Source organism: Enorma massiliensis phI, from assembly GCF_000311845.1.
Taxonomy (GTDB): Bacteria; Actinomycetota; Coriobacteriia; order Coriobacteriales; family Coriobacteriaceae; genus Enorma; species Enorma massiliensis.
The window spans coordinates 502091-526571 of record NZ_HE978575.1 but is presented as its reverse complement, the minus strand read 5'-3'; the positions used below and the strand labels follow the sequence as shown (position 1 = coordinate 526571).

At 58.1% G+C, this 24481-nt stretch carries 23 protein-coding genes and 1 pseudogene; 7 read left to right on the top strand and 17 right to left on the bottom strand.

The genetic code is table 11. The features are described 5' to 3' along the window. Positions 1-41: 41 nt before the first annotated feature. Positions 42-215 carry a hypothetical protein gene (locus HGEM_RS10280; RefSeq protein ID WP_019129105.1) on the bottom strand — a complete coding sequence of 58 codons (174 nt, stop codon included), beginning with the start codon at positions 213-215 and terminating at the stop codon, positions 42-44. Between the two features lie 17 nt (positions 216-232). Continuing rightward, a pseudogene (locus HGEM_RS10535) lies at positions 233-391 on the bottom strand (IS256 family transposase); the annotation flags it as partial. A 108-nt stretch (positions 392-499) separates the two neighbouring features. On the opposite strand from HGEM_RS10535, the gene HGEM_RS09000 reads away from it, so the two are divergent. Next, positions 500-850 (top strand): type II toxin-antitoxin system RelB/DinJ family antitoxin, encoded by a 351-nt coding sequence (locus HGEM_RS09000; RefSeq protein ID WP_019129104.1) that lies wholly within the window; start codon positions 500-502, stop codon positions 848-850. Further along, positions 847-1377, top strand: coding sequence for a type II toxin-antitoxin system VapC family toxin (locus HGEM_RS08995; protein WP_019129103.1), 531 nt, complete (start codon positions 847-849; stop codon positions 1375-1377). The genes HGEM_RS09000 and HGEM_RS08995 overlap by 4 nt, the downstream gene beginning before the upstream one ends. 46 nt (positions 1378-1423) lie before the next feature. Here the strand turns inward: HGEM_RS08995 and HGEM_RS09845 are convergent, their stop codons facing one another. Both HGEM_RS09845 and HGEM_RS08980 read right to left on the bottom strand, forming a co-directional pair. Beyond that, the gene (locus HGEM_RS09845) at positions 1424-2605 is read right to left on the bottom strand and encodes a spermidine synthase (protein ID WP_019129102.1); all 1182 of its coding nucleotides are present in this window, start codon (positions 2603-2605) and stop codon (positions 1424-1426) included. Next, positions 2598-4571 carry an elongator complex protein 3 gene (locus tag HGEM_RS08980; protein WP_019129101.1) on the bottom strand — a complete coding sequence of 658 codons (1974 nt, stop codon included), beginning with the start codon at positions 4569-4571 and terminating at the stop codon, positions 2598-2600. The genes HGEM_RS09845 and HGEM_RS08980 overlap by 8 nt, the downstream gene beginning before the upstream one ends. 67 nt (positions 4572-4638) lie before the next feature. On the opposite strand from HGEM_RS08980, the gene HGEM_RS08975 reads away from it, so the two are divergent. The 3 genes from HGEM_RS08975 to HGEM_RS08965 all read left to right on the top strand — a co-directional run bounded on the left by HGEM_RS08975 (position 4639) and on the right by HGEM_RS08965 (position 9762). Next, positions 4639-5460 carry a class I SAM-dependent methyltransferase gene (locus HGEM_RS08975; protein ID WP_019129100.1) on the top strand — a complete coding sequence of 274 codons (822 nt, stop codon included), beginning with the start codon at positions 4639-4641 and terminating at the stop codon, positions 5458-5460. 226 nt (positions 5461-5686) lie between these two features. Beyond that, positions 5687-6580, top strand: coding sequence for a tRNA (guanine(46)-N(7))-methyltransferase TrmB (trmB, locus tag HGEM_RS08970; RefSeq protein WP_019129099.1), 894 nt, complete (start codon positions 5687-5689; stop codon positions 6578-6580). A gap of 389 nt (positions 6581-6969) precedes the next feature. After that, on the top strand, positions 6970-9762 hold the full coding sequence (locus HGEM_RS08965; protein ID WP_019129098.1) for a DEAD/DEAH box helicase: 2793 nt from the start codon (positions 6970-6972) through the stop codon (positions 9760-9762). A gap of 397 nt (positions 9763-10159) precedes the next feature. Here the strand turns inward: HGEM_RS08965 and HGEM_RS08960 are convergent, their stop codons facing one another. From HGEM_RS08960 to HGEM_RS10525, 12 genes are all read right to left on the bottom strand, one after another. Then, entirely contained in the window at positions 10160-10441 is a 282-nt protein-coding gene (locus tag HGEM_RS08960; RefSeq protein WP_035101646.1) for a hypothetical protein, read from the bottom strand. 83 nt (positions 10442-10524) lie between these two features. After that, the gene (locus HGEM_RS08955) at positions 10525-10965 is read right to left on the bottom strand and encodes a type II toxin-antitoxin system VapC family toxin (RefSeq protein ID WP_019129096.1); all 441 of its coding nucleotides are present in this window, start codon (positions 10963-10965) and stop codon (positions 10525-10527) included. After that, positions 10958-11248, bottom strand: a complete 291-nt coding sequence (locus HGEM_RS09840) for a type II toxin-antitoxin system Phd/YefM family antitoxin (RefSeq protein WP_019129095.1) — start codon at positions 11246-11248, stop codon at positions 10958-10960. The genes HGEM_RS08955 and HGEM_RS09840 overlap by 8 nt, the downstream gene beginning before the upstream one ends. Before the next feature lie 311 nt (positions 11249-11559). Further along, complete coding sequence (locus tag HGEM_RS08945) at positions 11560-11886, bottom strand: HIRAN domain-containing protein (RefSeq protein ID WP_019129094.1); 327 nt, start codon at positions 11884-11886, stop codon at positions 11560-11562. 161 nt (positions 11887-12047) lie between these two features. Then, on the bottom strand, positions 12048-12524 hold the full coding sequence (locus tag HGEM_RS08940) for a hypothetical protein (protein WP_019129093.1): 477 nt from the start codon (positions 12522-12524) through the stop codon (positions 12048-12050). Beyond that, positions 12517-14532 carry an AAA family ATPase gene (locus HGEM_RS08935; protein ID WP_019129092.1) on the bottom strand — a complete coding sequence of 672 codons (2016 nt, stop codon included), beginning with the start codon at positions 14530-14532 and terminating at the stop codon, positions 12517-12519. The genes HGEM_RS08940 and HGEM_RS08935 overlap by 8 nt, the downstream gene beginning before the upstream one ends. Continuing rightward, positions 14529-14702, bottom strand: a complete 174-nt coding sequence (locus HGEM_RS10275; RefSeq protein ID WP_019129091.1) for a hypothetical protein — start codon at positions 14700-14702, stop codon at positions 14529-14531. Before HGEM_RS10275 ends, HGEM_RS08935 begins: the two co-directional genes overlap by 4 nt. Continuing rightward, complete coding sequence (locus tag HGEM_RS08930) at positions 14692-16806, bottom strand: DEAD/DEAH box helicase family protein (protein ID WP_019129090.1); 2115 nt, start codon at positions 16804-16806, stop codon at positions 14692-14694. Before HGEM_RS08930 ends, HGEM_RS10275 begins: the two co-directional genes overlap by 11 nt. Beyond that, positions 16803-17336: a hypothetical protein gene (locus HGEM_RS08925; protein WP_019129089.1), complete on the bottom strand. Its 534-nt coding sequence runs from the start codon at positions 17334-17336 to the stop codon at positions 16803-16805. The genes HGEM_RS08930 and HGEM_RS08925 overlap by 4 nt, the downstream gene beginning before the upstream one ends. Continuing rightward, positions 17306-18715, bottom strand: a complete 1410-nt coding sequence (locus HGEM_RS08920; RefSeq protein ID WP_019129088.1) for a radical SAM protein — start codon at positions 18713-18715, stop codon at positions 17306-17308. The genes HGEM_RS08925 and HGEM_RS08920 overlap by 31 nt, the downstream gene beginning before the upstream one ends. Before the next feature lie 141 nt (positions 18716-18856). Next, positions 18857-19009, bottom strand: a complete 153-nt coding sequence (locus HGEM_RS10530) for a hypothetical protein (RefSeq protein ID WP_230197264.1) — start codon at positions 19007-19009, stop codon at positions 18857-18859. Then, complete coding sequence (locus HGEM_RS10525) at positions 18949-21525, bottom strand: Sau3AI family type II restriction endonuclease (protein ID WP_230197263.1); 2577 nt, start codon at positions 21523-21525, stop codon at positions 18949-18951. Before HGEM_RS10525 ends, HGEM_RS10530 begins: the two co-directional genes overlap by 61 nt. Positions 21526-21829: 304 nt before the next feature. On the opposite strand from HGEM_RS10525, the gene HGEM_RS08910 reads away from it, so the two are divergent. Together HGEM_RS08910 and HGEM_RS08905 are read left to right on the top strand one after the other, a co-directional pair. Beyond that, complete coding sequence (locus tag HGEM_RS08910) at positions 21830-22570, top strand: SDR family NAD(P)-dependent oxidoreductase (RefSeq protein ID WP_019129087.1); 741 nt, start codon at positions 21830-21832, stop codon at positions 22568-22570. Positions 22571-23283: 713 nt separating this feature from the next. Further along, positions 23284-23844, top strand: coding sequence for a ferritin family protein (locus HGEM_RS08905; RefSeq protein ID WP_019129086.1), 561 nt, complete (start codon positions 23284-23286; stop codon positions 23842-23844). Positions 23845-24148: 304 nt separating this feature from the next. Here HGEM_RS08905 and HGEM_RS08900 read toward each other — a convergent pair. Next, on the bottom strand, positions 24149-24481 hold a 333-nt coding region (locus HGEM_RS08900; RefSeq protein WP_019129085.1), incomplete at its 5' end, for a hypothetical protein.

The following is a 24481-nucleotide window of genomic DNA, read 5'->3' as shown; positions in this document are numbered from 1 at the left end:
GACGGGAGACGGGCTCGCTTCAATCCATCCCCCATGTCAAATTACCCCAGAGGTTTTTCGACATCGGCGAGCAGCTTGTGCTTCGCCGCGGCGAAGCCCTCCTCATTGAGCACGCCCCTACTGTGGAGCTCGGAAAGGTGCTCAAGATAGCCAACGAGCGATCCCCCAGCGTCTAGGTACCGTCGAGATTCTTTCGCACTTTCCGACAGCCCCATGGGCCTGCCCCTTGCGGTCACTCGTCCAGCAGCGCCACGTCCAAGTAGCGGCGGAAGCCCCATTCGTTCCCAGCGACGCACTTCATCCTTGCAGTCCCGGGCGTGAGGGCGGAGTTCCCGTCAGGGAAAGTGCCGACCACGCGGGCCCGCCCGCGTATCTTGCGGTTGAGCCGCTCGGAAAATACAGATTGAAGAACATCTGAACATGCCGCATTAACTTACTACCGCGCTCCCTATATTTGGCTATACTTAAAGTGAACTTGCGTATAGCACATGGAGGAGACATGGCTGCGACGCAGATGAACATCAGAATGGATGCTGCTCTCAAAGAATCGGGCAACGCGGCGCTTGCACGCCTCGGCTACACGCCCTCGCAGGCTGTTCGAGCCCTGTGGGAGGTTATTACGGTACAAGGCGCTCTACCTCCGGCGCTTGTACGGGCGCTCAATTCGAACGGCGACATGCCGTCTCGCCAGGAAGACCCCACCGAGATGGAATCGACGAGCGGCGCTGAAATCGTTTCTTCGTTTTATCGGCGCCTAGGTATAGACGAGCCGTCAAGCACCCCCGTGGACTACGCCGAGCTTCGGGAGATGGCGGCGGACGAGCAGCTCACTTCTTGGGGGCTCTCATGAGCTCGTCCGTCTTCTCTAAAGACCACCCTATCAAACTGCTCGTAGACACGAACGTCTGGCTCGACTACTTTCTATCCCGGAGCACACGCCATACCTCTGTAAATACGTTCATCGCTGGCGCAATCCACCGTGAAGACATTGTTTTATATACCGCTTCACTCTCGCTGAAAGACCTTGCCTATCAGCTTGCCAACTTGATGAAGAAAGATGCTCGCGATGCCGAAGAGCCGATAACGCCCGAAGTCGCGGCTGCGGCGCGCGAGGTTTCATGGGCGTGTGTTCGCGACGTACTTGGAAAAGCGCTCGTTGCCTCCGTTGGAAACGCCGAGGTTCTCGGAGCCTTCACGCTCCGACATCTTCACGATGACCTTGAGGACGACCTCATGCTTGCTACGGCAGAATCGATTGATGCCGACGCTTTGGTTACCCATGATGCAGCATTGCTCAAACACGCAGAAGATCTTTGCATCACCACGGAGGAGGGGCTCGAGTTGCTCGCGGAGCTTGCCGAGCGAGACGAGGCGTAACAACCCGCCGTGCAGCAAAGCAGCCTATGCTGAAAAATGGGGCACCCTAGCCCGACACCGCCGCCCCATCGGCGTCGCAAAGCGGCGTGCCCAAGAAGTCGTCGTCGTAGGGAATCGTGCCATCAAAGAACGCCATGCCGTCGGTGGCGAGCACGATGTAGTTGTCCTCGCCTGCCCAAACCGGCTCATCGACAGGAAGCACGTACACGTATGTGAACACCTGCTTGAGGGTCGCAACCTCATCGCGGAGGAAGGTGAGGTCCCGGCCGTCATCGCACGAGACCACGTTCATGGCGTAGACGCCGCCAGGAGTCAGGCAGCTCTGCACGGCGCGCGCGGCCTCCACGGTGGCGAGCGCGCGGACCGGCTTCTTGCCGGTGAAGGTATCGTTCACGATGGCGTCGAAGCGGTGGGCACGGGGGCTGGGCTTCCGCTCCTTCGAGCTCTCGATCGCAGGCGGCGCGCCGCCTGAGCCGACGGATGACACGGCCGAGGGCTCCTCGACCGAAGACCCCACGGCCGAAGGCAGCTCGCCCGGAATCTCTCCTGGCAGCACGCGCTCGGCCTGCGCGATGCGCTCCGCCCGCTCCTCAAGATACGCCCGCCCATCGCCCTCGATAATATGCAGGCGCTTGCCCGCGACCTTCTTGAGGCGCTCAACATAGAACCATCCTTCGGCGCACTCAATCACCTTGGGATCGATCTCGACCACGCCCATGATCAGATCAGGGCGAGCAAGCAGTGCATGCTTGGGCCAGGCAAACCCTCCTCCACCGAGCGCGAGCACCCGCCGCACGCCGTGGCCGGTCCGTGCCGCCAGCTCGCGATCCGCCTCAAAGACCGCATCGAACGCGCGGTGATACGCGAACACCGGCTCTGCCCAATGGAGCCCCAGATTCGTAGCCGACTGGTACACCCCGCCCAGCCGCAGAACGCGCACGAGTCTGCCTTCCACCAGCACCGTGTAGATGAACGCACGGCCTTGGGCGGTCTTCACCATATGCGGCCAAAACCGCATGCAAAGGTAGCCAAGAATGCCGATGCCCGCGAAAAAAGCCCAGACCTGACAAGGGAATTTCCACAGCTCGACGATGAGCGCGAAGACGAGCACGATCGCAACGGCGATAATCGTATACATCGCCTCGAGGGGGCTGCGGCCACCGGAGCCGCCCGGGCCGCCTGCACCACCGGAGCCGCCCGAATACGGCGAAATGCCACCATTACCCATGATGCAACATTCCCTCTGTCCTGAATTTGCATTGCTGGTAGAGGCCGTGGTCGTAGAAGCCTAGGTGCCGGTAGTACTCCCGCGTGCCCACCGCGCTGATCACGTTGATGCGCTCGTAGCCCGCTTCGCACGCGAGCTCGCACGCCCGCTCAACGAGCTTGCTCCCAAGCCCGTGATGCTGCGCCGCACCGCCCTCTTCGCCCACGCGCGCCGCCATGCCGTAGACGTGCACCTCGCGGATCATGGCCTCGCCCGGCTGCACCGGAGGCTCGCATCCCGCCGCGCGCAACTCGCTCGCAAGCACCTCCACAGCCGCGGCCTTCGGCAGTGAAAGCCGCAGGAATCCCGCGATGCGTCCCTCCGGCGTCACCCACTGCAAGAATCGTTCGCTGGTGGCAGGCGTCTCGTACGGCACCACCTCGAGCCGGAGCGCCCGCACGTCCACCTCCGATGTCGCGATCTCGCGAAACCGGATCTCCTGCACGCGCTCCCCGGTCTGCTCACTCCGCGCACGCAGACGGCTCTCCACCATCTGCCGCAGGTTGGGCTTCTTGTTGCCCGCCATGATGTCGCCGGACGAGAAATCGCGAATCATGCGCGAGACGCGGCAATATGCAGGCGTTACAAGCACGTCGTCGATGAGCACGCCCACGAGCTCGTCCTCGGTATACGGCCTCCACTCCCCGGCTTCATAGCGGCCGCGCAGCCGCGAGCTTTCAATAAGCGCGCAGGGGTAGAGCTTGACCTCGTCCGGCTGGAACGCCAGCTCGGCGACAAAGCGCTGGTAGTCGAGACGATCGGCTTCCGGCGTGGAGCCGAGGAGATTCACCATGAAGTGAGCGTGGATCTTGAAGCCGAAGAGCCGCAGCAGCGAGAAGGCGCGCTCAATCTGTGCAACCCGAATGCCGCGGCCATTTGCGTCGAGCACGCGCTGGTCCACGCTCTGCACGCCCATCTGGATTTTCGTGGCGCCCATGCGGCGGATGTTCATGAGCGCCTCGGGCGTGATGGCGTCCGGCCTGGTCTCGATGACGAGGCCCACCACACGGTGGCGCGCGGTCTCGTTGCGGCGCTGCTCACGTTCGAGCTCATCCATAGTCGCGCACTGCACGCGGGCGGCCTCCTGCCAGGCAGTGCTTGTGCCGTAGAGCTGGACAATGGCCTGGTTGTAAGAGAGGCGACCGTCCGTAACCTCGCGCTGAACAGCTTCGGTAGCAACAGGGTCAAGCGGCGCGGGGGCGGCGGGGTCGAACGAGGCGGAGGCAGCGCTGGAGCCGGGCGACACAGAAGCAGCGACGGGACCGAACGAGGCAGGGGCAGCGCTGGAGCCGGACGGTGCAAAAGCAGCGCCGGATTCATCGCTGGAACCGACGCGCGCAGAAGAGCCCGATTCGCCCACCGTCGCGTCGTCGTTGAGCGCACGGAACAGCTCGCGCATGAACCATATCTGGTACTCAGCCGGATAGTCGCTCCACGTGCCGCCAAGCACGATGAGCTCGATCTTGTCCGTGGCATGCCCCATCTGCGAAAGCGCCGTCAACCGCGCCGAGACCTGTAGATACGGGTCAAAGCAGGCCTGCTCGGCGCGGGCGCAGGCGGGCTCGTCGGCCAGATAGCTCTTGGGCATGCGCACATCGCTCGGGCAGAAGATGCATGAACCCGAGCACGGCCATGGCTTCGTGATGACGGTGATGGTCGCCACACCCGAGGCAGAGCGGCGCGGCTTCATGCGAAGCACCTTGATGAGACCCTCCTCGAGCTCGGGCGTGATGCCCCAGCGAGCCCAACGTTCGGGATCTTCGCGCTTAACCCGCTGGTAAAACGGCAGCAACCGGCGCTTGGCGAAGGCGCGCTTGTCGCCTCCCGCACGCCGAGCTTGCACATGCACGAGCTTGACGAGCGCACGGTCATCCACCGTCTCGCCGCGACGCAGGGCGTCGAGTATCTGCAAAATGATCTCTTCCATAAAACAGCATTCTATCCTATGGATGATAAGATGCAGCAGGACTGGTTCTCATCGAAACGGGAGGAATGTGAACCGCGCATTCGCACGACAGCTCATCGAGCTCAACAACCGGTTCTACCGCGAGAACGCGTCGTCCTTCTCGGCCACGCGCCAGGCACCGTGGGCCGGATGGGAGCACGTTGCCAAGGAGGCGCGAGCGGTGCTTCCGGCAAGAGCGCTTGACGGTTCCCACCGGCTTCGAGTGCTGGACCTCGCCTGCGGAAACATGCGCCTCGCCCCGTTTCTAGCACAGGCGTTCCCCCACACCCGTATCGACTACACCGGCATCGATGCAAGCGAAGACCTCGCCGGCCATTCCTGTGACCTGTTCAAAGAGCTGGACAACCTCGATGCGCATTTCATCGCCCGTGATGTGCTGGAGCCCCTGTTGGGAGAACATCCCGCACCGCCATCGCCAGATACGGACCGCGCGCATGACTTGGTCTGCTGCTTTGGCTTTCTGCACCATGTTCCCAGCTTCGAACTTAGGGCGGCGCTCGTGGAGCGGCTTTGCCAGTCGACGCGCCCAGGGGGCATCGCCGCCATCTCGTTCTGGCAATTCATGCACGATGAACGCTTGGCCGCGAAAGCACGGGACGCAACTGCGAGCGCGAAGGTGCGCCCCCCGTTTCCCGGTTTTGATGCAGCCCAACTTGAAAACGAAGATTACCTGCTTGGTTGGCAACATGCTTCCGGTGGGTACCGCTACTGCCACAGCTTTGAAGAGTCTGAGCTTGATGAGCTGGCGCAGATTGCCGAAGCACAGGGCGTGCACGAAATCGCGCGCTTCTCTGCAGATGGCAAGAGCGGCGTGCTCAACCGATATCTCGTTCTTGCGCGAGGGGCATAACGCCTCCCCGGTCCGCCCCCTCCATGCGAGATTCCCATATGTAACCACAGGTATCAAATAACTGCATGGCGGCGGTTTCCTTGGAATTGCATATACCTGTCATTTTCAGGACGATGAATGCATATCCACAGAAAGCAGCCGCGCTGCTCTACAATGGACCGGATTCGGCGCGCGAAGCAGCATCCGCGCACGGCAATGGACTTCGTCCGCAGGCAAGAGAGCGACCATGGGACTCACGCACATTCGCACACCGAAGAACTTCGTACTCGAAGATCGCCTTGAGCGGTACGCCGCTGCCATCGAGCAGCGCCCGGAAATCTATCGCGGGCACTGGGGAGAAGCCTGTTCACCCTGCGGCGACGCGGCCCGCGGCGGCGCTACCTGCCGCGACACGCCCTGCAGCAGTGCACCTCGCGGCGACACGCCCTGCTTTGGCCGGGTCCACCTCGATCTCGGCTGCGGCAAGGGCGCCTATCTCGTCGCCCGAGCCCAACGCGAGCCGAGCGCGCTCTTCATCGGCATGGACACCGAACCCATCTGCATCGCCTACGCTGCACAAAACATCGTTGAAACGGGCCTTTCCAACGCAATCGTGCTGCCGCGCAGCGCGGACTCAATCGAACGCCTTTTTGGCCCGGGCGAGCTCGCTGGAATCACGCTCAACTTCCCCACGCCGTTCCCCAAGCGCAAGTTCGCGCGCAAACGCCTTACCAGCGTCGACCACCTGCTAAGCTACCGGCGCGTGCTCGCGCCGGGCGCCGCCGTCACGCTCAGGACCGACAGCCAACCGCTGCACGACTTTACGCTTACGCAACTCGACGCAGCTGGCTACCGGGTGCTTTGGGCATCGATCGACACGCGCGCGGAGCATCCCGAGCATCCGGAAACGGAATACGAGCGTCGTCTTGCTGAACAGGGGGCCGCCGTATACGGCGTCTGCGCCATTCCGGGGCCAGAACCGACGCCGGAGCAAATTCAGACCGGCCGCAACGCTGAGCAGAGCCTCGTCGCATACCTTCCCCGAAACCTCGATTCCATCGGGTACATCCCCCTTGGTATGGAAGGCGCAGTTCTCAACCTGCGCAATCGCCAGCGAAACGAACGGGCGCATAACCACTAGACATGCAAAGCGGGCCCTGGGCAGGCACGCCGCGCCAAGCCCCAGGAAGTTCGTTCCACTTTTGGGAATATCTTTTCGAGACCATAGCGGCAAGCCCGTCCAGTCTCAACAAAACCGCAGGATTGAGTAATGCAATTACGCGATAGCGGGCGAAAAGCAAAATAGATATTCCCAAAAGTGGAACGAATAGCTTGACCGCGCCGACTCGGCTGCCATGAGGGCGCGCAATTGATGAATAAACGGGCCTCGGACCGCCAGCTCGGGACAAATCGCTCAAACGCCACCTCCCCACTGGGGCCGCCCCATGGCGTTCCGCCCACCATCTGCCATAATTGATGCAGCACCCCACGCACGACGCACCTAACGCGAAACCGAAGGGCATCATTTCCATGGCCAACACAGCAGACACTGCAAACGCATCCGCCGCGCCCACCGCCGGGTCTTCTGCCAGCTCGTTTGCCGCCGGCACCGGCGGCACCGGCGAGCACGGCTCGCTCGGCGCGCTTTCGCCAAGCTGGTGGGAACCGGCAGAAGGCGAGGAACCCGAACCCTGGTGCACCGCGGACGAGGCCTTCGAGCGCTTCCTCGCATGGTGCGAGGCGCGCGGCATCGAGCTCTGGGAGCACCAGGAGGAAGCCCTCATGGACCTCGCCGCCGGCGACCATGTGATCCTGGGCACGCCAACCGGCTCCGGCAAATCGCTCGTGGCGCTCGGCATGCTTTTCCTCGGCATGGCACAGGGACGCCGCGCGTACTACACCGCCCCCATCAAGGCACTCGTCTCGGAGAAGTTCTTCGATCTGGTCGAGGTGCTCGGTCGCGACAATGTGGGCATGATCACCGGCGATACGCACATCAACACGCAGGCGCCCGTCATCTGCTGCACGGCGGAGATCCTCGCCAACCAGGCGCTCCGCGAGGGCGAGGACACGGACGTGGGCGTGGTCGCCATGGACGAGTTCCATTACTTCGCCGATCCCGACCGCGGCTGGGCATGGCAGGTGCCGCTACTCACGCTTCCGCACACGCAGTTCATGCTCATGAGCGCCACGCTCGGCGACGTCACACAGATCGCCGACACGCTGGAAGAGCGCACCGGACGCATCGTCGACCGCGTGACCGACGCGCCGCGACCCGTGCCGCTCGCCTACGACTACGTTGACACCGCGCTCGAGGGCACGGTCGAGCTTGCGCTGCGCCGCGACGAAGCCCCGCTCTACATCGTGCACTTCTCGCAGGACGCCGCGCTTGCTACAGCGCAGTCGCTCGCGAACTTCGGCATCGCCACCAAAGAGCAGCGCGAGGCCGTGAAGGAAGCCGCCAAGGGCACGCGCTTCACCACGGCGTTCGGCAAGATCCTGAAGCGCCTCATCTCCAACGGCGTGGGCGTGCACCACGCCGGCATGCTGCCGCGCTACCGCCTCTTGGTAGAACGGCTGGCGCAGCAGGGGCTCCTGCCGGTCATCTGCGGCACCGACACGCTCGGCGTTGGCATCAACGTGCCCATCCACACCGTGGTGCTCACGGCGCTCACCAAATTCGACGGCTACAAGATGCGCCGCCTCCGCGCGCGCGAGTTCCACCAGATCGCCGGGCGCGCCGGGCGCGCGGGCTTCGACACCGAGGGCATGGTCATCGCCGAGGCGCCCGAATACGAGATCGAGAACGCCAAGCTTATTGCAAAGGCGGGCGACGATCCCAAGAAGCTGCGCAAGCTCAAGAAGAAAAAACCGCCTGAGGGCTTCGTAACCTGGAACAAGCAAACCTTCGAGCGCCTCTGCGAGGCGGTGCCCGAGACGCTCAAACCGCGACTGCGCATCACCAATTCGATGGTACTTTCCATGGTGGAGCGCGGCGGCGACGCGCGCGCCCGCGTGAGCGAACTCATTGAGGCGAGTCTGCAGACGCCGGAGGAGAAACTCAAGCTCGAGGCGCGAGCGAGCGAGATCTTCGCCACGCTCATCGACACCGGGGTGGTGGTGCGCAACGAGGTCCCCGGCGGCGTGGATGCACCAAGCGACACGGACACCCCCAGCGACGCTAGTACATCCAGCGGCGTGGACGCGCCCGACGGCGCGGATGCACCAGGCGACACGAGCGCCCCCACGGACGCAGCGCCGCGGGTGGAATACTCCCTCACGGTAGACCTGCCCGAGGACTTCGCCCTCGACCAGCCGCTCTCGCCGTTTTTGCTTGCCGCCTTGGAACTGCTCGATCCGGAGAGCGAGACCTACACCTTCGACCTCATCTCCATGGTGGAGGCAACGCTCGAGGACCCCAAGCAAGTGCTGCGCGCGCAGGAGCGCCAGGCACGCGATGCCGCGATGGCGGCCATGAAGGCCGACGGCGTGGAATACGAGGAGCGGCTCGAGCGACTGCAGGACATTACCTACCCCAAGCCGCTTGAGGACTTGCTCGATGCCGCATTTGCCCAATACTGCACCAAGGTGCCGTGGGCAGCGGACTACGAGCTCTCCCCCAAGAGCGTGCTGCGCGACATGCTGGAGAGCGCGGCGGACTTCAAGGGCTACATCCAGAAGCTCGGCATCGCGCGATCTGAGGGCATCTTGCTGCGCTACCTTGCCGAGGCGTTCCGCTCGCTCGACCGCACCGTACCGCTGGAGAAGCGCAACGACCAGCTGAACGACATCATCTCGTGGCTGGGCTTCGTGGTGCGGAGCGTCGATTCGAGCCTGGTGGACGAGTGGGCCGCTGCGGGCGAGGAGGCTGCCTTCGACGCCGCGCCGCCGAGCGATGCGGACGTGGTGGTGGCGGACCGCCGCGGCATGACGCTTTTGGTGCGCAATGCCCTGTTCCGCCGTGTGAGCCTGGCCGCGCGCGAGCGCGCCGACGAGCTGGGAGAGCTGGACGAAGCGTGGGGCATGGGCGAGCTTCGCTGGCGCCGCGCACTTGATGCATTCTTCGAAGCGCACGAGGAGCTGCTGGTGGATGGCGATGCGCGCTCGACGGCGTTCTTCGCCATCGACGAGTCCGACGAGCTTAAGCCCGCAGCCGAGGGCGGCCACGTGTGGCACGTGCACCAGATCTTCCACGACAGCGATGGCGACCACGACTTCGGCATCATGGCCGACGTTGACCTCGACGCCACGCAGGAAGAGAGCGAAGCCGTGTTCAAGAACTACCGCGTCGGGTTTATTGAGGAGTTGCTGGAGCAAGGGTAGGAAGACGTTTGCTTGGGGAGTGTTATGTCGGCGCCCATGCTGCACAGACAGCTGCGCAGCATGGGCACTCGCGCAAGACGCGCCGCTCGCTTTTGTCAGCTCAGTGCATAGGTATCGAAATCCACACAGTACTGGTTAAACTCAACCAAGCGGGCGTAAAGCCTCACATCCGCCGTAACGACGGGAATTCCCCGCTGAGCAAGTTCACAAATGACGTATCCGTCAACCCAGGCCGTCCATGAGACGGTTCTTCGACTACCAGGCGGGATGGAAGCAGCTCTTCCTCCAAACAGCAGGAGCTCGAGTCGCTGCCTCGAGGCTCCAATTCCCCGCTATGCGCCTGCGGTCGAATATGCCGACGATCAACAGCGCGAGAACGTTGTTGTCAAGCGCAATGCTATGCCGCGATTTCATAGGGTTCCATCTTGCGCAACTCGAGAGTCTCCGCATCTATGAAAAGCCGTTTATGCGTTCTCCGTGACCGCATGTCAACGTTTGCAGCTACGAGCGCCATTTGTGGAATATCACTCGCCAGCGCATAGCCAACGATGACCTCCCACACGTCTTTGTTTGAGCTGAGCTCGATGCCTTCGAGCGCAATGCACTTCGCCTCTGGAGCGAGTTCTCTCACGTACTCCATAGCCTTATCCGCCGCCACTTTTGCAGAAACGATATCCATCCGCTTCACCACCAAACCTTACAAGCTCGAGTACGTTTCGCAAGCGCACCAAAGACCCACCACACCGTACCCAGACGCGCGCTCTAGGTAACCGCTTCGCTATCCTTGTCCATCAACATGCAGTATTCTCGCGCCGTCATACTTGGAACTCTCGAAGTCTTATATGCAGCATCATCGCGAGTAATGATTGCTTCCGCACTCATCAGTTCCGCTGTTGCCCGAACAATGCCATCTTCTACATCCGGCTCGTCCGAGCCGAACGCACGATCAAGCACTTCGTTTGTTAGTTCTGCGACAGACACGACCTGCCTGAAACCGTTAAGCCGATCACGAACAGCAGATTCATGGTGATACTGCCGGCAAAGGATGTAATACACATCCTTAAGACATGCTGCAAGAACCACCGGCTCCTTGTCTGGAGAGCTCAACAGCACCTCAAGAACATCAACGGCATCCGAGTGAAAGGCGCGTGTTGGTGACAAGTAATCGATGATGATGTTGGTATCGAGGATGACGCTAGCCAAAACGCCTCACCCGCTCTTCGTTGAGCAGCTCTCGGTCAGAAACCGATTTGTCCCATACGGGCTCCTCCACAATCTCTGATTCAATTTGCCGCGTGAGTTCCCTGAACCGCTCAAGCCGCTCTCTTCGCCGCGCCAACGCAGAATCTGCCGGCTGAATGGTCACCCACGGCTTGTTGTTCTTCAAGACTATCAACGGTTTACCCGTCTCATTCACGGCAAGCGTCAGCTCGCTAAACCTGTTCTTCGCGTCGCGCACGCCCACAGGGGCCATAACCGGTTCCATAACATCGCCTCCTAGCTGTCTCACTCTTATTATAGCCACATATTAGAGATTGTAGCTACCTATCCGAGAATTCCAGGGAGCAGCGGAGCTTGCCATGGCGCCCCGCCGAATGATTGGAGCGGTATTCGTTTAGGAAGCGAGCCTGCCTTCGCTTCCTAAATCGCTCCACAATTGGAAGCGAAACGACCTTCCTAATAATAAAATCTGTTAAGCCCGCCCATCGCGCTACCCTACAACGCGGCCCAGGACAACGAATTGTTGGGTAACGGTGCCCCCGAACAGTTGTCACCGAATCGCCCGCCTGCTTTCGGCTATCGCGCGTCTGCCAGATAGACCCCTGCACGAACCTGATGCCACGGACTGCGCTCGGGAGCAATCTGCAACACGCGACATTCAAGCACGTCGCCATGACCATAAAACAGCAGCTGCGACACGAGCTCGTTCAGCTCCGACGGTACGAATCCGAGCTTAGCTTTGTCGAGATAGATGGCAACCGCATGCGGATCGTGCGGGTTGTCGAACTCGGGCACCAACCGCAGCTGCCTGCCGGCCTTTAGCTGATCGAGCACAAGCGCACCGTCCCAAAACTGAAATCCAGCGATATGAAAGGTCATAATATTTCGCGAAGGTTCGTACATGGCTGCCTCCTCAAGCCGCGTCGCCGCCCGTCTCCCGGGCGGCGAATTTCCCATGGCATCAAGGTACAACCTCGTGCGGACAAAAAATGCAGCGCGACATCACATCGATTGCTCACCTGGAGCTTTGTCATCTCTCCGCACGGAGCGCGAAATATGCACCGCTACGCGTCAATCGCCTTCCCTGTGTACTGCTCGTAGAGCTTGTCCATTTCCTGGATGTAGGAGTTTGCGAGTTCTTCAGATTCCATATTCTGGTCAAGGTCGCCCTCGATAATCTGAAAACCGCCGTTTGCGTATTGCTCTGCAAGTTCATACGTCGCATGCTGGTCGCGCAGAGAGTCAGAGTCCGTGAAGTCCGACTGGCCGTAATGGACCGCACGCATCAAGACATTCTGCTTGTCAGAAAAATATGTCGTACGCAGGTACCCGCCAGAAACCTTTGAGGAGGGTGCAATCGCCATATCATGGTGCACACCGACGGCGTATGCAAACATAAACACGTCTTTGTTCTCAACCCTGCCACCATCGGCGCTCTTCGAAAAGAATGAAAGGTCACTCATTCTAGGGAGCACGGAGCTATCGACATGACTGTCAACACCCAAAGTCGACTGCGCAGGCCTCAATTCTTCACTAGCCATGAACAACAACCTCCGGATCCATGACATGGGACTCACTTGCATCAAGCCGCAACCTAATAAATGTTGCCGCAGCAGAATCAAATTCATTTGAAATCGATTCCGAATACTCATCGGGTGTAAAGGCGAGAATCAACTGCTTACGCCTACTCACCTCAACAAGCGTACGTGCGAAGTTTTCCCGGTTTTCACCCGAGGCACGCGCAATGGGCGTATCAATAAAGAGAGGCGAATCGAATCCCGATACCTCATGCATAGCCAAGGTGAACGAGAGCGCAAGAAGTGATCGCTCGGCAGCTGAACAGGTACCCGCACAAGAAAAGCCGGCCTTATCGTACAGGGCGGGCGTGTAATTTTGAGATAGCTCGATGTGGTCGCACTTCGACTCTTTCCATACGAGCCCCTTGAAAAGCTCCTCGGTCCGCTGCTCCATGTTCTTTTTTGTCTCTTGGATTACAGCCGCCTCTGCATCCTTAAGCACCTTGAGAGCTTTCTCACCAAAGTCGACGATACGCTTTAGCTCTGAAGCTTCGGAGTTACGATGCAGAGCAACATTGAGCAATTTCTTGTACTTAGTTATCGCGCTTTGCGCGCGTTTGAGATTATTTCTTCTCGTTCCTATCTGCTCGTGACATTCGCCAAGCTGTTTTTGGTACGCCTCACGATCTTCGTAGAGCTTTTTAATGCTCCCGCTGGTCTCAGCATACTTACCCGCAAGCTTATCGAGGTCTCGAAGCTCTGTTTCTGCCGCATCAAGAACTTTGGCAGCATGCTTAATATCGCGAATAACGCGATTACGCGCGGCAGGATAGTGCTCAATCGTTGAAACGGTTCTCCTCAGCTCGCTTCGCATTGACGACAGAATGTTTGATGTCTCGCTGCCGACACGATATTGCTCAAGCAATTCTTCAATGTGTTTTCGCTCATCATCGCTCAACTCGTGCTGGCATACGACGCACCTTCCCTTGTGGAGCGATTCCGATAGCTTCAACGGATCGATTGCCGGAGGAAGCTGGCCCTCATTCTCAAGCGACCGAATGCTGTTCAGCGCACCCGATGCTGCGGGATAAAGGTAAAAATCAACGATGCTATCACGCACAAAAGCGTAGTATTCATTGCGCTTCTGCGTAAGCTGAGCACGGGCCTCATCAGCTTTGCATTGCGCAGCATCGCGACGCTTCTCGATATCCCTCACATCATCAACGCCGCGAAGCTGTCCGTCAACCTCTGCCAACTGCTGCTCAAGCTTCTCGATTTCTGCCTCTTTTTCCTTGATGAACGCTTCGCATCCCTTGGCAAGCCTCTCCTGATCAGAAAGTTTCTGCTCATAGTCATTCGTGTCAATGGACTGAGAAGACGCTTTGCGACGTTGCTGTTTGATTACGTTATCAAGACGGTTAATCATGGTGCGGAACAAATCGATTTGCGAAATCGAATATACCGCCTCTTTGATGCGCTCGCCGCCCGTTGCCTTGAAATAAGAATCGAGCTGTTCACCGTCAAAGAAGAAATATTCTCGTATCGACTCGGGGAGTAACTTGTTGAGAAACTCCTGCGCCTGCTCGCCAGACAAAGGCAGTCGATTTTTACCTTCGACCCATGTGACCGAGAAACGGCTGTCATACACCATCTCGAAATAGCTTCCGTCAACCTTGACCGAAAAGGGCACAGATCGAGTTGCACGAAGCACGGTCCGCCCCTGCTCTCCCCCATATTCGATATCAACAACAACGCGAACGGTGGCTACGCCGCCGCCTCGCTCAACGCACTCCTCGATAATCTCTTTGTTGAGCTTTGGCTCGGTGCGCTGCCTGGTGTCCTGTTTCTTCCCCGAGCTGCCAAGATGAGGCTCTTCGCCATAAAGACACCATGTAAAGGCATTGAGCAGATTGGTCTTACCGACGCCATTGTCTGCAACGATGATTTGAAGGTCATGCTCGCCCGGTTCAAATTGAAGCTTGAGGTCGCGGTACTGTCGATAATTCTCGATAACGATGGAGCGGAACCTCATTTCTTCACCTCCTGCAGCGAGTACTTACGCAGAATCTTCTCGTATTCTTTGACGTATTGCCCCGGCCCATCCGTTTCGAAAACGATGAGATCGCGCAAAAACGAAAGGGTTCGCTCATCTCCCTCCGCTCGCTCGCGAATCTTTTCCATGATCCGTTTATTAATCGCCATAAGCCCTCCCCAACAGGCCCCGCATTTTAATCAGCACATCTGTGCTGTTAACTGCGTTTTTTCTCATGTCTTCGATACGGACAAGCTCTTGGTTGAAGAGCCTGCGCTCGGATTCGATGTCTCCATAGAGCTCGAGCCTGCTCCAATCTGGAACAACCACGAAATCGTAGATGTGAGCAAGGTTCTTTCCGGGACTTCGCCGAATAACGCGTCCCACGCGCTGAACGTATTCTCTAGGATTTGTGCTGCTAGATAGCAAAATGGCGCTCTTGGCCTGAGGAATATCAATCCCCTCATCCAGGCACTTTATTGCAACAAGCGCCTGGAGAACGCCCTCTTTGAACATCTTGATAAGGTAGTCCCGCTCGCTCAGGCCACCGAACTCACGCTTGGGACGCGTTCCCTGCTGCTGCGTAAATCGGTGCGCAGCAACACCGTGCCTTCCCAGTATGGACTCCACCTCGTCAATGCGCTGCGGAGAGGTAAAGACAAGAAGGTCTTCGTGCTCAATATGGTCTAGCAGGGCATCTAAGCCGTCGAGCTTGGCCACGGCATTCTTCTTAATCAGGGCGCGCTTTCTCAGGAGCTGATCGAGACGCTCACGAGCCGCATCGTCATCTTGATGAGAAAGCTTTGCTATCTGCTTGGTCAGCCTATCAAACTTTTCCGCCTCATCATCTGACAACTCTACGGTCTCGAGATGGTATTGGTATGGGCAGAGAAACGTCTCGCCGGCAAGTGGATTTACCGTCTCCTGGGCATCCTTTATCGTAAACTCAAACGACTGGCCACCGAAATATGACCGCAACAGTGCCGAGCCTTCTTCATCGAACCATCTCGACGGCGTCGCTGAGAGGCCAATCCGATAGGTATAGCGCTCAAGAAGAGCCTTTCGCTGCTCGCGCGACCCCATTCCATGAACCTCGTCGCCGACCAAGCACACGGCAAGCGATGGATCAGCCCCCTCGATAGCCTTGATAAAGAGTTCGTTCGCAGCACTCGCGTGAGTTGTATAGACTATGAGGCTCTCATCAATTCCGATGGCAATCCGTCCAAGAGCGGCCCGGATGCTCGATGCCCAAGAAGCACTGGTCCCGGCCGAAGAATCAGCAAATATACTGGTATCGAACTTCAGGCCAAGCGCTGAAACCTCCCGTTCCCATTGCCGCGAAAGCGTGCTTTGAGGTGTAGCGATAACGCACACCAGCTTCGGCTTAGCAATGAGCAGATCCTGTACGCAGGCAAGGGCCGTCCGCGTCTTACCGGTACCTGTCGCCATCTCGAACAGCAGCTGTCCCTCATGACAACGCCACGTTTTAAATGCTTCCCGTTGGTATGGGAACAGCGAAATGCGCTTCATGTTCCTTGCGGCACGCGTCTTCGCAAGCGAGCTGCACTCGATATCAAAGTCTTTTCCCTCAGCAACGAGCAAGCTGCTCAACGAACCTTTGGGCTCAAACGTCATCACCCGTTCGCGCTGATTATTCCAAAGCTCCGAAAACTTACGTTCATCGGATTCAAAGAAGCCTCTTTGGCCCTCGTCCCAGCTCTTAAATACTTTGAATTCCTCTGAATTGAAGAGCCAACCCGATGCCGTTTCGTTAATTGACCCGCTAAAGGAAAGGGCGTATCCCTCGGCATCACGCAGAATACCAACCTTCTGATGAAAGAGTTGATCCTGAAGAATATCGCCGTTCTCATCTATGACACATGCGATACGGAGCTCAAGGTATCCCTTTGCCAGCATCCATCCTAAAGCACGAACATGGTCGTGTTCGATTTCGTCAGCAAGGGCGTCGACATCCATCAAAACCTCGCTCATGATGGACTCAATCACAGATTCCGGGTTGCTCTCCGCCTGCCTGATGATCGCAACGTCACGCTCTGAAAGATGAGGGCTTACCACAAGCCTCATCTTCCCCCGATTGTGAATAAGGCCAGCAACGCCGCGCGCCGCCAGCGCAAGACTCGCAGAAGAGAAAAAGCCAACGCTTCGATCATATTCGACGGACTCTGCCAGAGCGGGGACATAGAAGCCATTGACCGGATCAGTGCCCTCAAGCGTTTCGTAGGACGGTTGTATCTCCAAATCCTTCAAGCTCATGAGAACCTCACGTTGTGCAGCGCATCTTGCAAAGAGCAATCGCTCCCCGTCGCCTGCTCTTCAAGTAGGGAAAACAAGGTACGGAGATTCGGAAGTCGACGTCGTTTCGTGCTTTCGGAAAACGGCTTGAGATATGAAGCCGGGTTTACAACATCCGTCTTCGCATCAACAAGAATCTGCCGCACAACAGGGATGCGGAACATAAGCCGCGCCGCCATCGCCCTCTGGTCTTTGCAAGACAACGAGCAGAACAAGGCGCTAAACGGGCTGGTGCGCACGCTCATAGGAGACCCGGATACGATGTCCGACAGATCAAGAAGTGTCGCCAGCTTCGCATGGTTCTCGCCATACTTCTTGTTAGCGGTCGTCTTTTTACCAACGCCATCATCTAAATAGACGCCTAGCTGGTCAAAAGATTGAGCCTCTCCGATTGCCTCCAAAATCTCGGGGACGCGCAATGCCGAATCAAGACTGCTAAACTGAGGCACATTCGCCGTAGTTACCAGCTCTGTATCGGGATATTCGAGCACCGAGGTAAAGATCTCTTCAAGCGAGGCACCCCGAAAAAGCGCAAAGAGCTTTTCGAAGTACCCCCCCCCGATTGTTCTGCTTCTTTGAAATGTTCTACGCACATGATGTCGAGCTTCTTTGCGAAATACGCCGAAAGCGTCTCGAGCTCGCTCATATCGCCGCGAACAAACCGACCCCAGTACGCACGCTGCTCCTCCAGAACCTCATGAGAGGGCTTCGTAAAGAACGGACGTCCGAATCGCTTCAACATGCTTTCCTCTTCAAACCGCAAATCGAAAAACCGCTCTGCAATACGCGGGAACTCACGTTCAAAAACTGTCATAGCTTGATACGCGGAGCACATCGTGTTCTTGGTCTTGTGATATGCCTGGTTGGCCTCGCAAAACTCTCGGAACGATTTCTTTTTGAAAAACTGAGGCTGATTGCACCATCGCGCGATGTTGACATACAACGAGTGCCACTTGCTCTGTTTGTAGCTCTCATAACGCATGATATACGGCAGGCAATCGTATTTCATGAGGATGGAGATGCGCATAAAGATGGACTCGATATCGTGCTCGTCCTGCGAATCGTATGCGCTCAGCACATAGAGCCTCGTGCCTCGGTCTGTCCACGTACGCCAAACTCGAAGCTTCTTTTCAATGATTTCTCGGTCCTCGATATGGTCAAAGGCAAAGATGAAATCACCGTGGTAGCGAGAGCGAGAAAGGACAAGCGCCTTCTCGTCTGTCATGAGCCTGATATCGAGACCTTGGCGAAACTGAAACGGCTTGCCCGTCGCATTGAGCTGACCAAGGATTTCACGCCACCCGCTGAATCCCAGAAAGTTGTCATCCCACAGGTAAATATAGGGACGTTCCGAATCAAGGAACTCTTCTACCGGAGCATGGGCAAACACACGAGCGTACTTTTTATTGACGCAAAAACTACACTTCCTAAAGCACCCGCGCGTGGTAAATCCAATAGAGTAATCGAGGTAATCCGCAAGAGCGCTCCGCCTTCTACCACGGGCAAGCTCCCGTTCAACATACGGCTCATACAACGTATAGTCGGGATGCGCATGCTCGACGTCATACGGCAAATCTTCTCCACCATCGGGAAAAATTCCCGTACCGCCACAGTACACATTCGAAAGGTCGAGAACGCCCCGCTCTATCGTGGTGAACGAAAAGACGCAGGAAAGAAAGACGGCATCGTATTGCTCCAGATGCAGGTAATCTAACAAGAGGTCAACGTGGTGTCCATGCGCCTTGCAAAACGAAGCGATTTTTAATAACGCGAGGTTGGGATGTCTTGTTCCATGATCGACGAGGTCCGCATCGAGAATACCTATGCGAAGACCGGTTTCTCGTCGCAGACGCTCGTATATCTCCTGCATTGCCAACCTCGATACCATAACGAATAATCGATATGGATCAGATCTTATACGATCCCAAGCATTCGGTAGCAGAGAATACGCAGCTTGCAACGAGGAGCACCCCGGCGGCGCGAATGGAGTGGACGGCAACCCCGCCGTTGCCTACCCCAACCTCCGCGCGATCACCTCACCGATACGGTGCGGGATGCCGACGATGAGCGCATTGCCCATGCAGAAGGCGCGGTGGCCGTCGGTCATGCCGGTATCCGTCCAGCCCTTTGGGAAGCCCTGTAGCTGGTCCAGCTCGTCGGGCACCAAGCGGCGGTAGCGACCATCGGATGTCTGGATGATATGCTTGGTCCGTGAGGCCGACCCCCCCCCTCGTTTGTAAGAATGGTGCGGGCCGGCGCATCAAGCGCATCCGGAAATGCCATCGCTCCCTCAGAGTACCGATACTCGAAGCCGGTCTTCTTGTTCACACGCGGCTCGCTTTTGCGGCCCTTGAGGTAACGCCAGGCCTCGAGTTTGTCGTCCTCAACGTAATACGACTCGGGAACCTCCTCGTTGGGCACGAGCACGTCGCCCAAAACCGTTCGCTCGCCAGAATATGCGGCCGCTACCTTGACGGTCGCGACATGCCCACCCTGCATAACGCCGGCGAGTTCGAACGGCGATACTTTGAGCCCTGCACCGAAGTGCTCGGAGTTCTCATATGGGTCGCCGAGCAGCTCGAACTCCCTAGTTGCACCAACGAGCTCCATCGGGAACGCCTCTGCCATCACGCCGTTGCTCAGGCGCTCCTCAAGGTCCCATGCCTCATTCGTCTGCTCGGCGTAGATATACACACGGCGGCGCTTCTGCGGGAACCCGTAATCCGCACCGCTCACAACGCGCCACTCCACGGCATAGCCGAGCGTCGACAAACAGGAAAGAATGATAGCGAAGTCACGGCCGCGCTGCGACGCGGGGCTTTTGAGCAGACGATCGACGTTCTCCAGTAGCACATAGCGCGGACGTCCCTTGAGCTGCAGGAATCGATAGATCTCCCACCATAGGACGCCCTTCTTTCCTTCGATGCCGCTCGCCTGAGACAACGGGCGCGCCACAGAGTAATCCTGGCACGGAAATCCGCCAACCACCATATCGACATCGGGAATGTCGATGCGTCCAGCCTCATACTCGTCGAGCACACGGGCAATGTCCTCGTTCACCACGGAACCCTTGCCGAAGCGCTCCTCATAGCAGCGCGCCGCGAACTGACGGCGCGGCGAACCTTGAGGCTCCCATTGGTTCGCCCACACCGTGACGAACGGTCCGGCGGCGGGCAGCGCGAATTCCGGGTACCGCGGGTCATCGTAGCCCTCCAGCCCGAGTCGGAATCCGCCGACTCCCGCGAACAGTTCTGCGATTCGTATTACCTGCCCCGCCACGTTGCTCCGATCGATCCTCTCGCGCACCGCCCGCGCGGTCGCCTCCGTTAATTCCCGCTCTACTCTATCGATCTCTTCGCCGATATAGCGAGCATTGATCCAAAAACACTTTTTCGTTTCCTGCGTTCCATACGGCGTGGGAAGCGTATCGGCCTTGTTACGCCCATGCGGGCGCACATGGCAGCAACGATTCTCCCTCGATGTAACCGATCGCTCGGCATGCCCCGCGTTGATTCGCCGCTGCATTTCCTCGTAGCACCGCTTGGCCTCAAGCAAGTCTCGATCCGGCATTTGCCAGAACAGCACTTGAGCAAGCCGGAACACGCCCCGCTCCTCCGTTTCCTCTCGATAGATAACAAAGAGGTACTTTTGGCGCAGGCAGCCGTAGAAATCACTCTCTTCAAACGGCTGCTCGGAAACATCGAAATAGCTGAACGTTGGGAATGAGACCGACTCCCTGGGCACGCCATTTCGCTGCAGGCGCATCGTTTTCGTCTTGATGCCGGCTTTCTCGAACTCCGCGATCTTGTAGCGCACATCTATGCCCAATAACTGCTTCGTGATGAGCGCGCAAAGGCTTTTCGGCTTGCGTCTGCCCACGACGTCATAGCCACATGCCTCAGCAAGCTCGTCCTCGGTCATGCCGATATACGGCTCGAAGCGCTTCTGAATCAATGCGAGCAAGTCAGTTTCTCGCTCAGCCTGATTTCGGCGAATACTCTGCATATCAAGCAGGCCATTAAGGGTTACTGTCATGTATGAGGGCTTGATCGCCCATGACCGCGGCTTCGCCGGAATTGCCGAATATGGCTGCTTGGTGCGGTCTCTTCCCGTAGCGCCCTTTGTCGCCGCCTCTAGATACAGCGTATCCGAGCCAGATAACTCATGTGCCCTTCCGTGGCGAACCTTTTCCACCACCGTATCCCAGTCATGCTTGAATACCGGAACATCCGACGCGGGAATACCCCACAAATCAACGACCTTAATTAGGTAATCGACGGGATTCGTTTCCGGATCGTATTCATACGCCACGAGAAGTATCTTATGGAGCTTCTTCTGCAACGAGCTCGTTTCCCATGTCTCGTCGACCACGGTCATATAGTTGATTTTGCTGATAACGAGACGTTCCTTCGCCGAAAACTCGCCATTTTTCTTTTTGCGAAGCGGTGTGGACTTGAGCTCTGTTTCTGCTTCCCTGAAATCCGCGTCAGGACTGTTGTTGATATCGTAGTGAAAGAAATACTTCTCGAGCGCATTGCCGAAGCTGCCGCGACGCTTCCTGGGATTGGCGACCTCGTCAATCTCGCATGCATCACGCAACGTCGTACCCTCAAGCTGGCGTGCGTACCGCAAGATTGATTCAACTGATGAAGCATCGTAGGTAGTCTGCTCAACATGCATAGTTTGCTCCAAGATCAAACATTTGTTCGATCCGATGATTGTATCGATCGCTCATATGCTCTCTGTGGATCAAGCCCGTGCTCCAGCAGACAAGGCCAAGCGGCAGGGCTGCCCAAACAAGCCAGTCTCCCATCGCTCCACCGAATCACGTGTCGCCACACGTCGAACTCGAACGAACTCGCAGTATCAAATCTCCCCTCCGGGGTACGCCGTCTTTGCAGGCAATCTTCCGGGCCACGAAAGGCGATATAGAAACTCGCCGCGCAGCACCAGCGAATCGCCCGGGAACATGAAAGGAGCAACTATGCTGCTTCAAGGCAAAACCGCCGTTGTCACAGGGGGATCAAGAGGCATCGGCCTGGCCATCGTGAAGCGATTCCTGGAAGAAGGAGCAAATGTCGCGCTTTGCGGAAGTCGGCCCGAAACCGCTCAGAAAGGGGTTGAGGCCATTCTCGCCAAGATTCCCAACGCGCCCGTGATGGGCATTTCCCCTGACATCACCAACGAATCCGAACTTGAGGCAGCGTTTCGAGAGGTTGCCAGGCACTTTGGCAGTCTCGACATCATAGTGAACAACGCTGGTATCTCACAATCCACGCCTCTCGGTGACTACACGCCAGAAGAATTCGATCGCGTCATCGATACCAATGTGAAAGGCGTACTCAATGGATGCCAAGCCGCGGCTCGCACACTCGGTGAAGGTGGCGTAATCCTAAATACCAGCTCAATGGTGAGCAAGAATGGGCAGCCCTCGGGCGTAGGTTACCCCATGAGCAAGTTTGCAGTGAACGGAATTACCGTTTCCCTCGCCCGCGAGCTTGGGCCGCTCGGCATCCGAGTAAACGCCGTAGCTCCTGGAGTGACTGCCACCGACATGGTTGCGGCGCTACCTGAAGAGATGATTAAGCCCATCGCAGACGCCATCCCCATAAGGCGCGTAGGACAGCCCGAGGACGTGGCGAACGCCTTCGTCTTCCTTGCAAGTGACCTCGCTTCATATATTACCGGCGCGGTCTTGCCTGTTGATGGCGGCATGACGGTCTAGGGGAATCGTTTTTTCACAGCGGGCGGTGCGAAGACACAGAGCGTCTGCACCGCCCACGCAACGGATCTTCAAACCACCGCTCATAAAAGGACACGTGGGCTACTCCTATGTGAGCCACCCTATATAAATGCATTGACGAAAACAACGATTACGATCGCCAGCGCGAGCAGCACGCCAATAATAAGCCCACACCCAAGCACAACATTGTCGCATCCACATCCTGAAGCACTTGAACTGCGAGCCTCGCCCCTACGACTGGAGAAGCTGCCCCCATTCGAGGTTGCGGAGACAGTCGGCACGTTGGACCCATCGCCCCGCAACCGTCCCCGCGCATGCTTTTGCCATGCATCGGCAGCAGTGCCCTCCCATTGCTCGATTCTGCCATCGTTATCGAAGTCCGGAATCATTCCCCACCCCCTACCCGTACTGTAATACAGCTCGTTCATCATAGAGCGTATCAACTTGTACCGAACTGAAGAAGGCTGTTAGTCACCTGCGAGCGTGTGAGACGCCAACACGCGATAGCCAACACGCACGACGCATCCGAGTTCTCCGCATTAAACTTACTGTGGAGGTCATGCGTACTTTTGAGAATCAATCTCAATATGAAGCAATCCAAGCAACATTTTGTCATAATCGAGATGTACCGCGCACCGTCCCACAGAGGGGAAACTTGGGTCGACGCGCATCGCCTGCAAAAGAAGGAGTACACCATGAAGTTCGTTTGCCCCGTTTGCGGTTATGTTGAGGAGTTCGACGGCGAGGAGCTGCCCGCTGATTTCAAGTGCCCGCAGTGCGGCGTCTCTGGCGACCGTTTCATCAAGCAGTCCGAGACCGAGATGACCTGGGCCGCCGAGCACATCGTGGGCGTTGGCAAGCTCCCCGAGGTCTCCGAGGATATCGTGAACGACCTCCGCGCCAACTTCGAGGGCGAGTGCTCCGAGGTGGGCATGTACCTGGCCATGGCCCGCGTTGCCCATCGCGAGGGCTATCCCGAGATCGGCCTGTACTGGGAGAAGGCTGCCTACGAGGAGGCCGAGCACGCCGCTAAGTTCGCCGAGCTCCTGGGCGAGGTCGTGACCGACTCCACCAAGAAGAACCTCGAGATGCGCGTTGAGGCCGAGAACGGCGCCACCGCCGGCAAGTTCGACCTCGCCAAGCGCGCCAAGGCCGCCGGCCTCGATGCCATCCACGACACCGTGCATGAGATGGCCCGCGATGAGGCTCGTCACGGCAAGGCGTTCGCCGGCCTGCTGAAGCGCTACTTCGGCTAAACCGTACGAAAACAGCTTAGTTGTTTTGAGGGGTCGCTCGAAAGAACGGCCCCTCATTTTGGTTCAAAGACCCTTGTAACGCCATTCGCAACGGATATCAACGGTTATATTTGGACACACCGAGTAGACACGAGGAATGTACTATAAAAGATGCAGGTCAAGAGCTTGCGGACTTATCGTCTACTCAATGAGTCGAGAAATAACCGTTGATAACCGTCACGAGTGATCTATCACTGCGAAATCTATGCAATCGAGCGAGCAATCCCCCAGTTGTCCATAGCATCTTCCCTGAGAGCATGGAAGCCTAGCGCGCACCGTGTACGAAAAAGGGAGGCATCCAGTTGGACGCCTCCCCATCGTGCTGCGCAAGCTTGGATACCGTGCAGAACTTACCCGCGGTAACCGCCGCGTCCGCCGAAGCCACCACGGCCGCCGCGGTCGTCACGGCCACCAAAGCCGCCGCGTCCGCCGCCGAAGCCGCCACGGCCACCGCGATCTCCGCCGCGCCCGCCGCCGAAGCCACCGCGTCCGCCGCGGTCGTCACGGCCACCAAAGCCGCCACGGCCCCCACGGTCTCCACCGAAGCCACCGCGTCCGCCGCGATCTCCGCCGCGCCCGCCGAAGCCGCCGCGCGAAC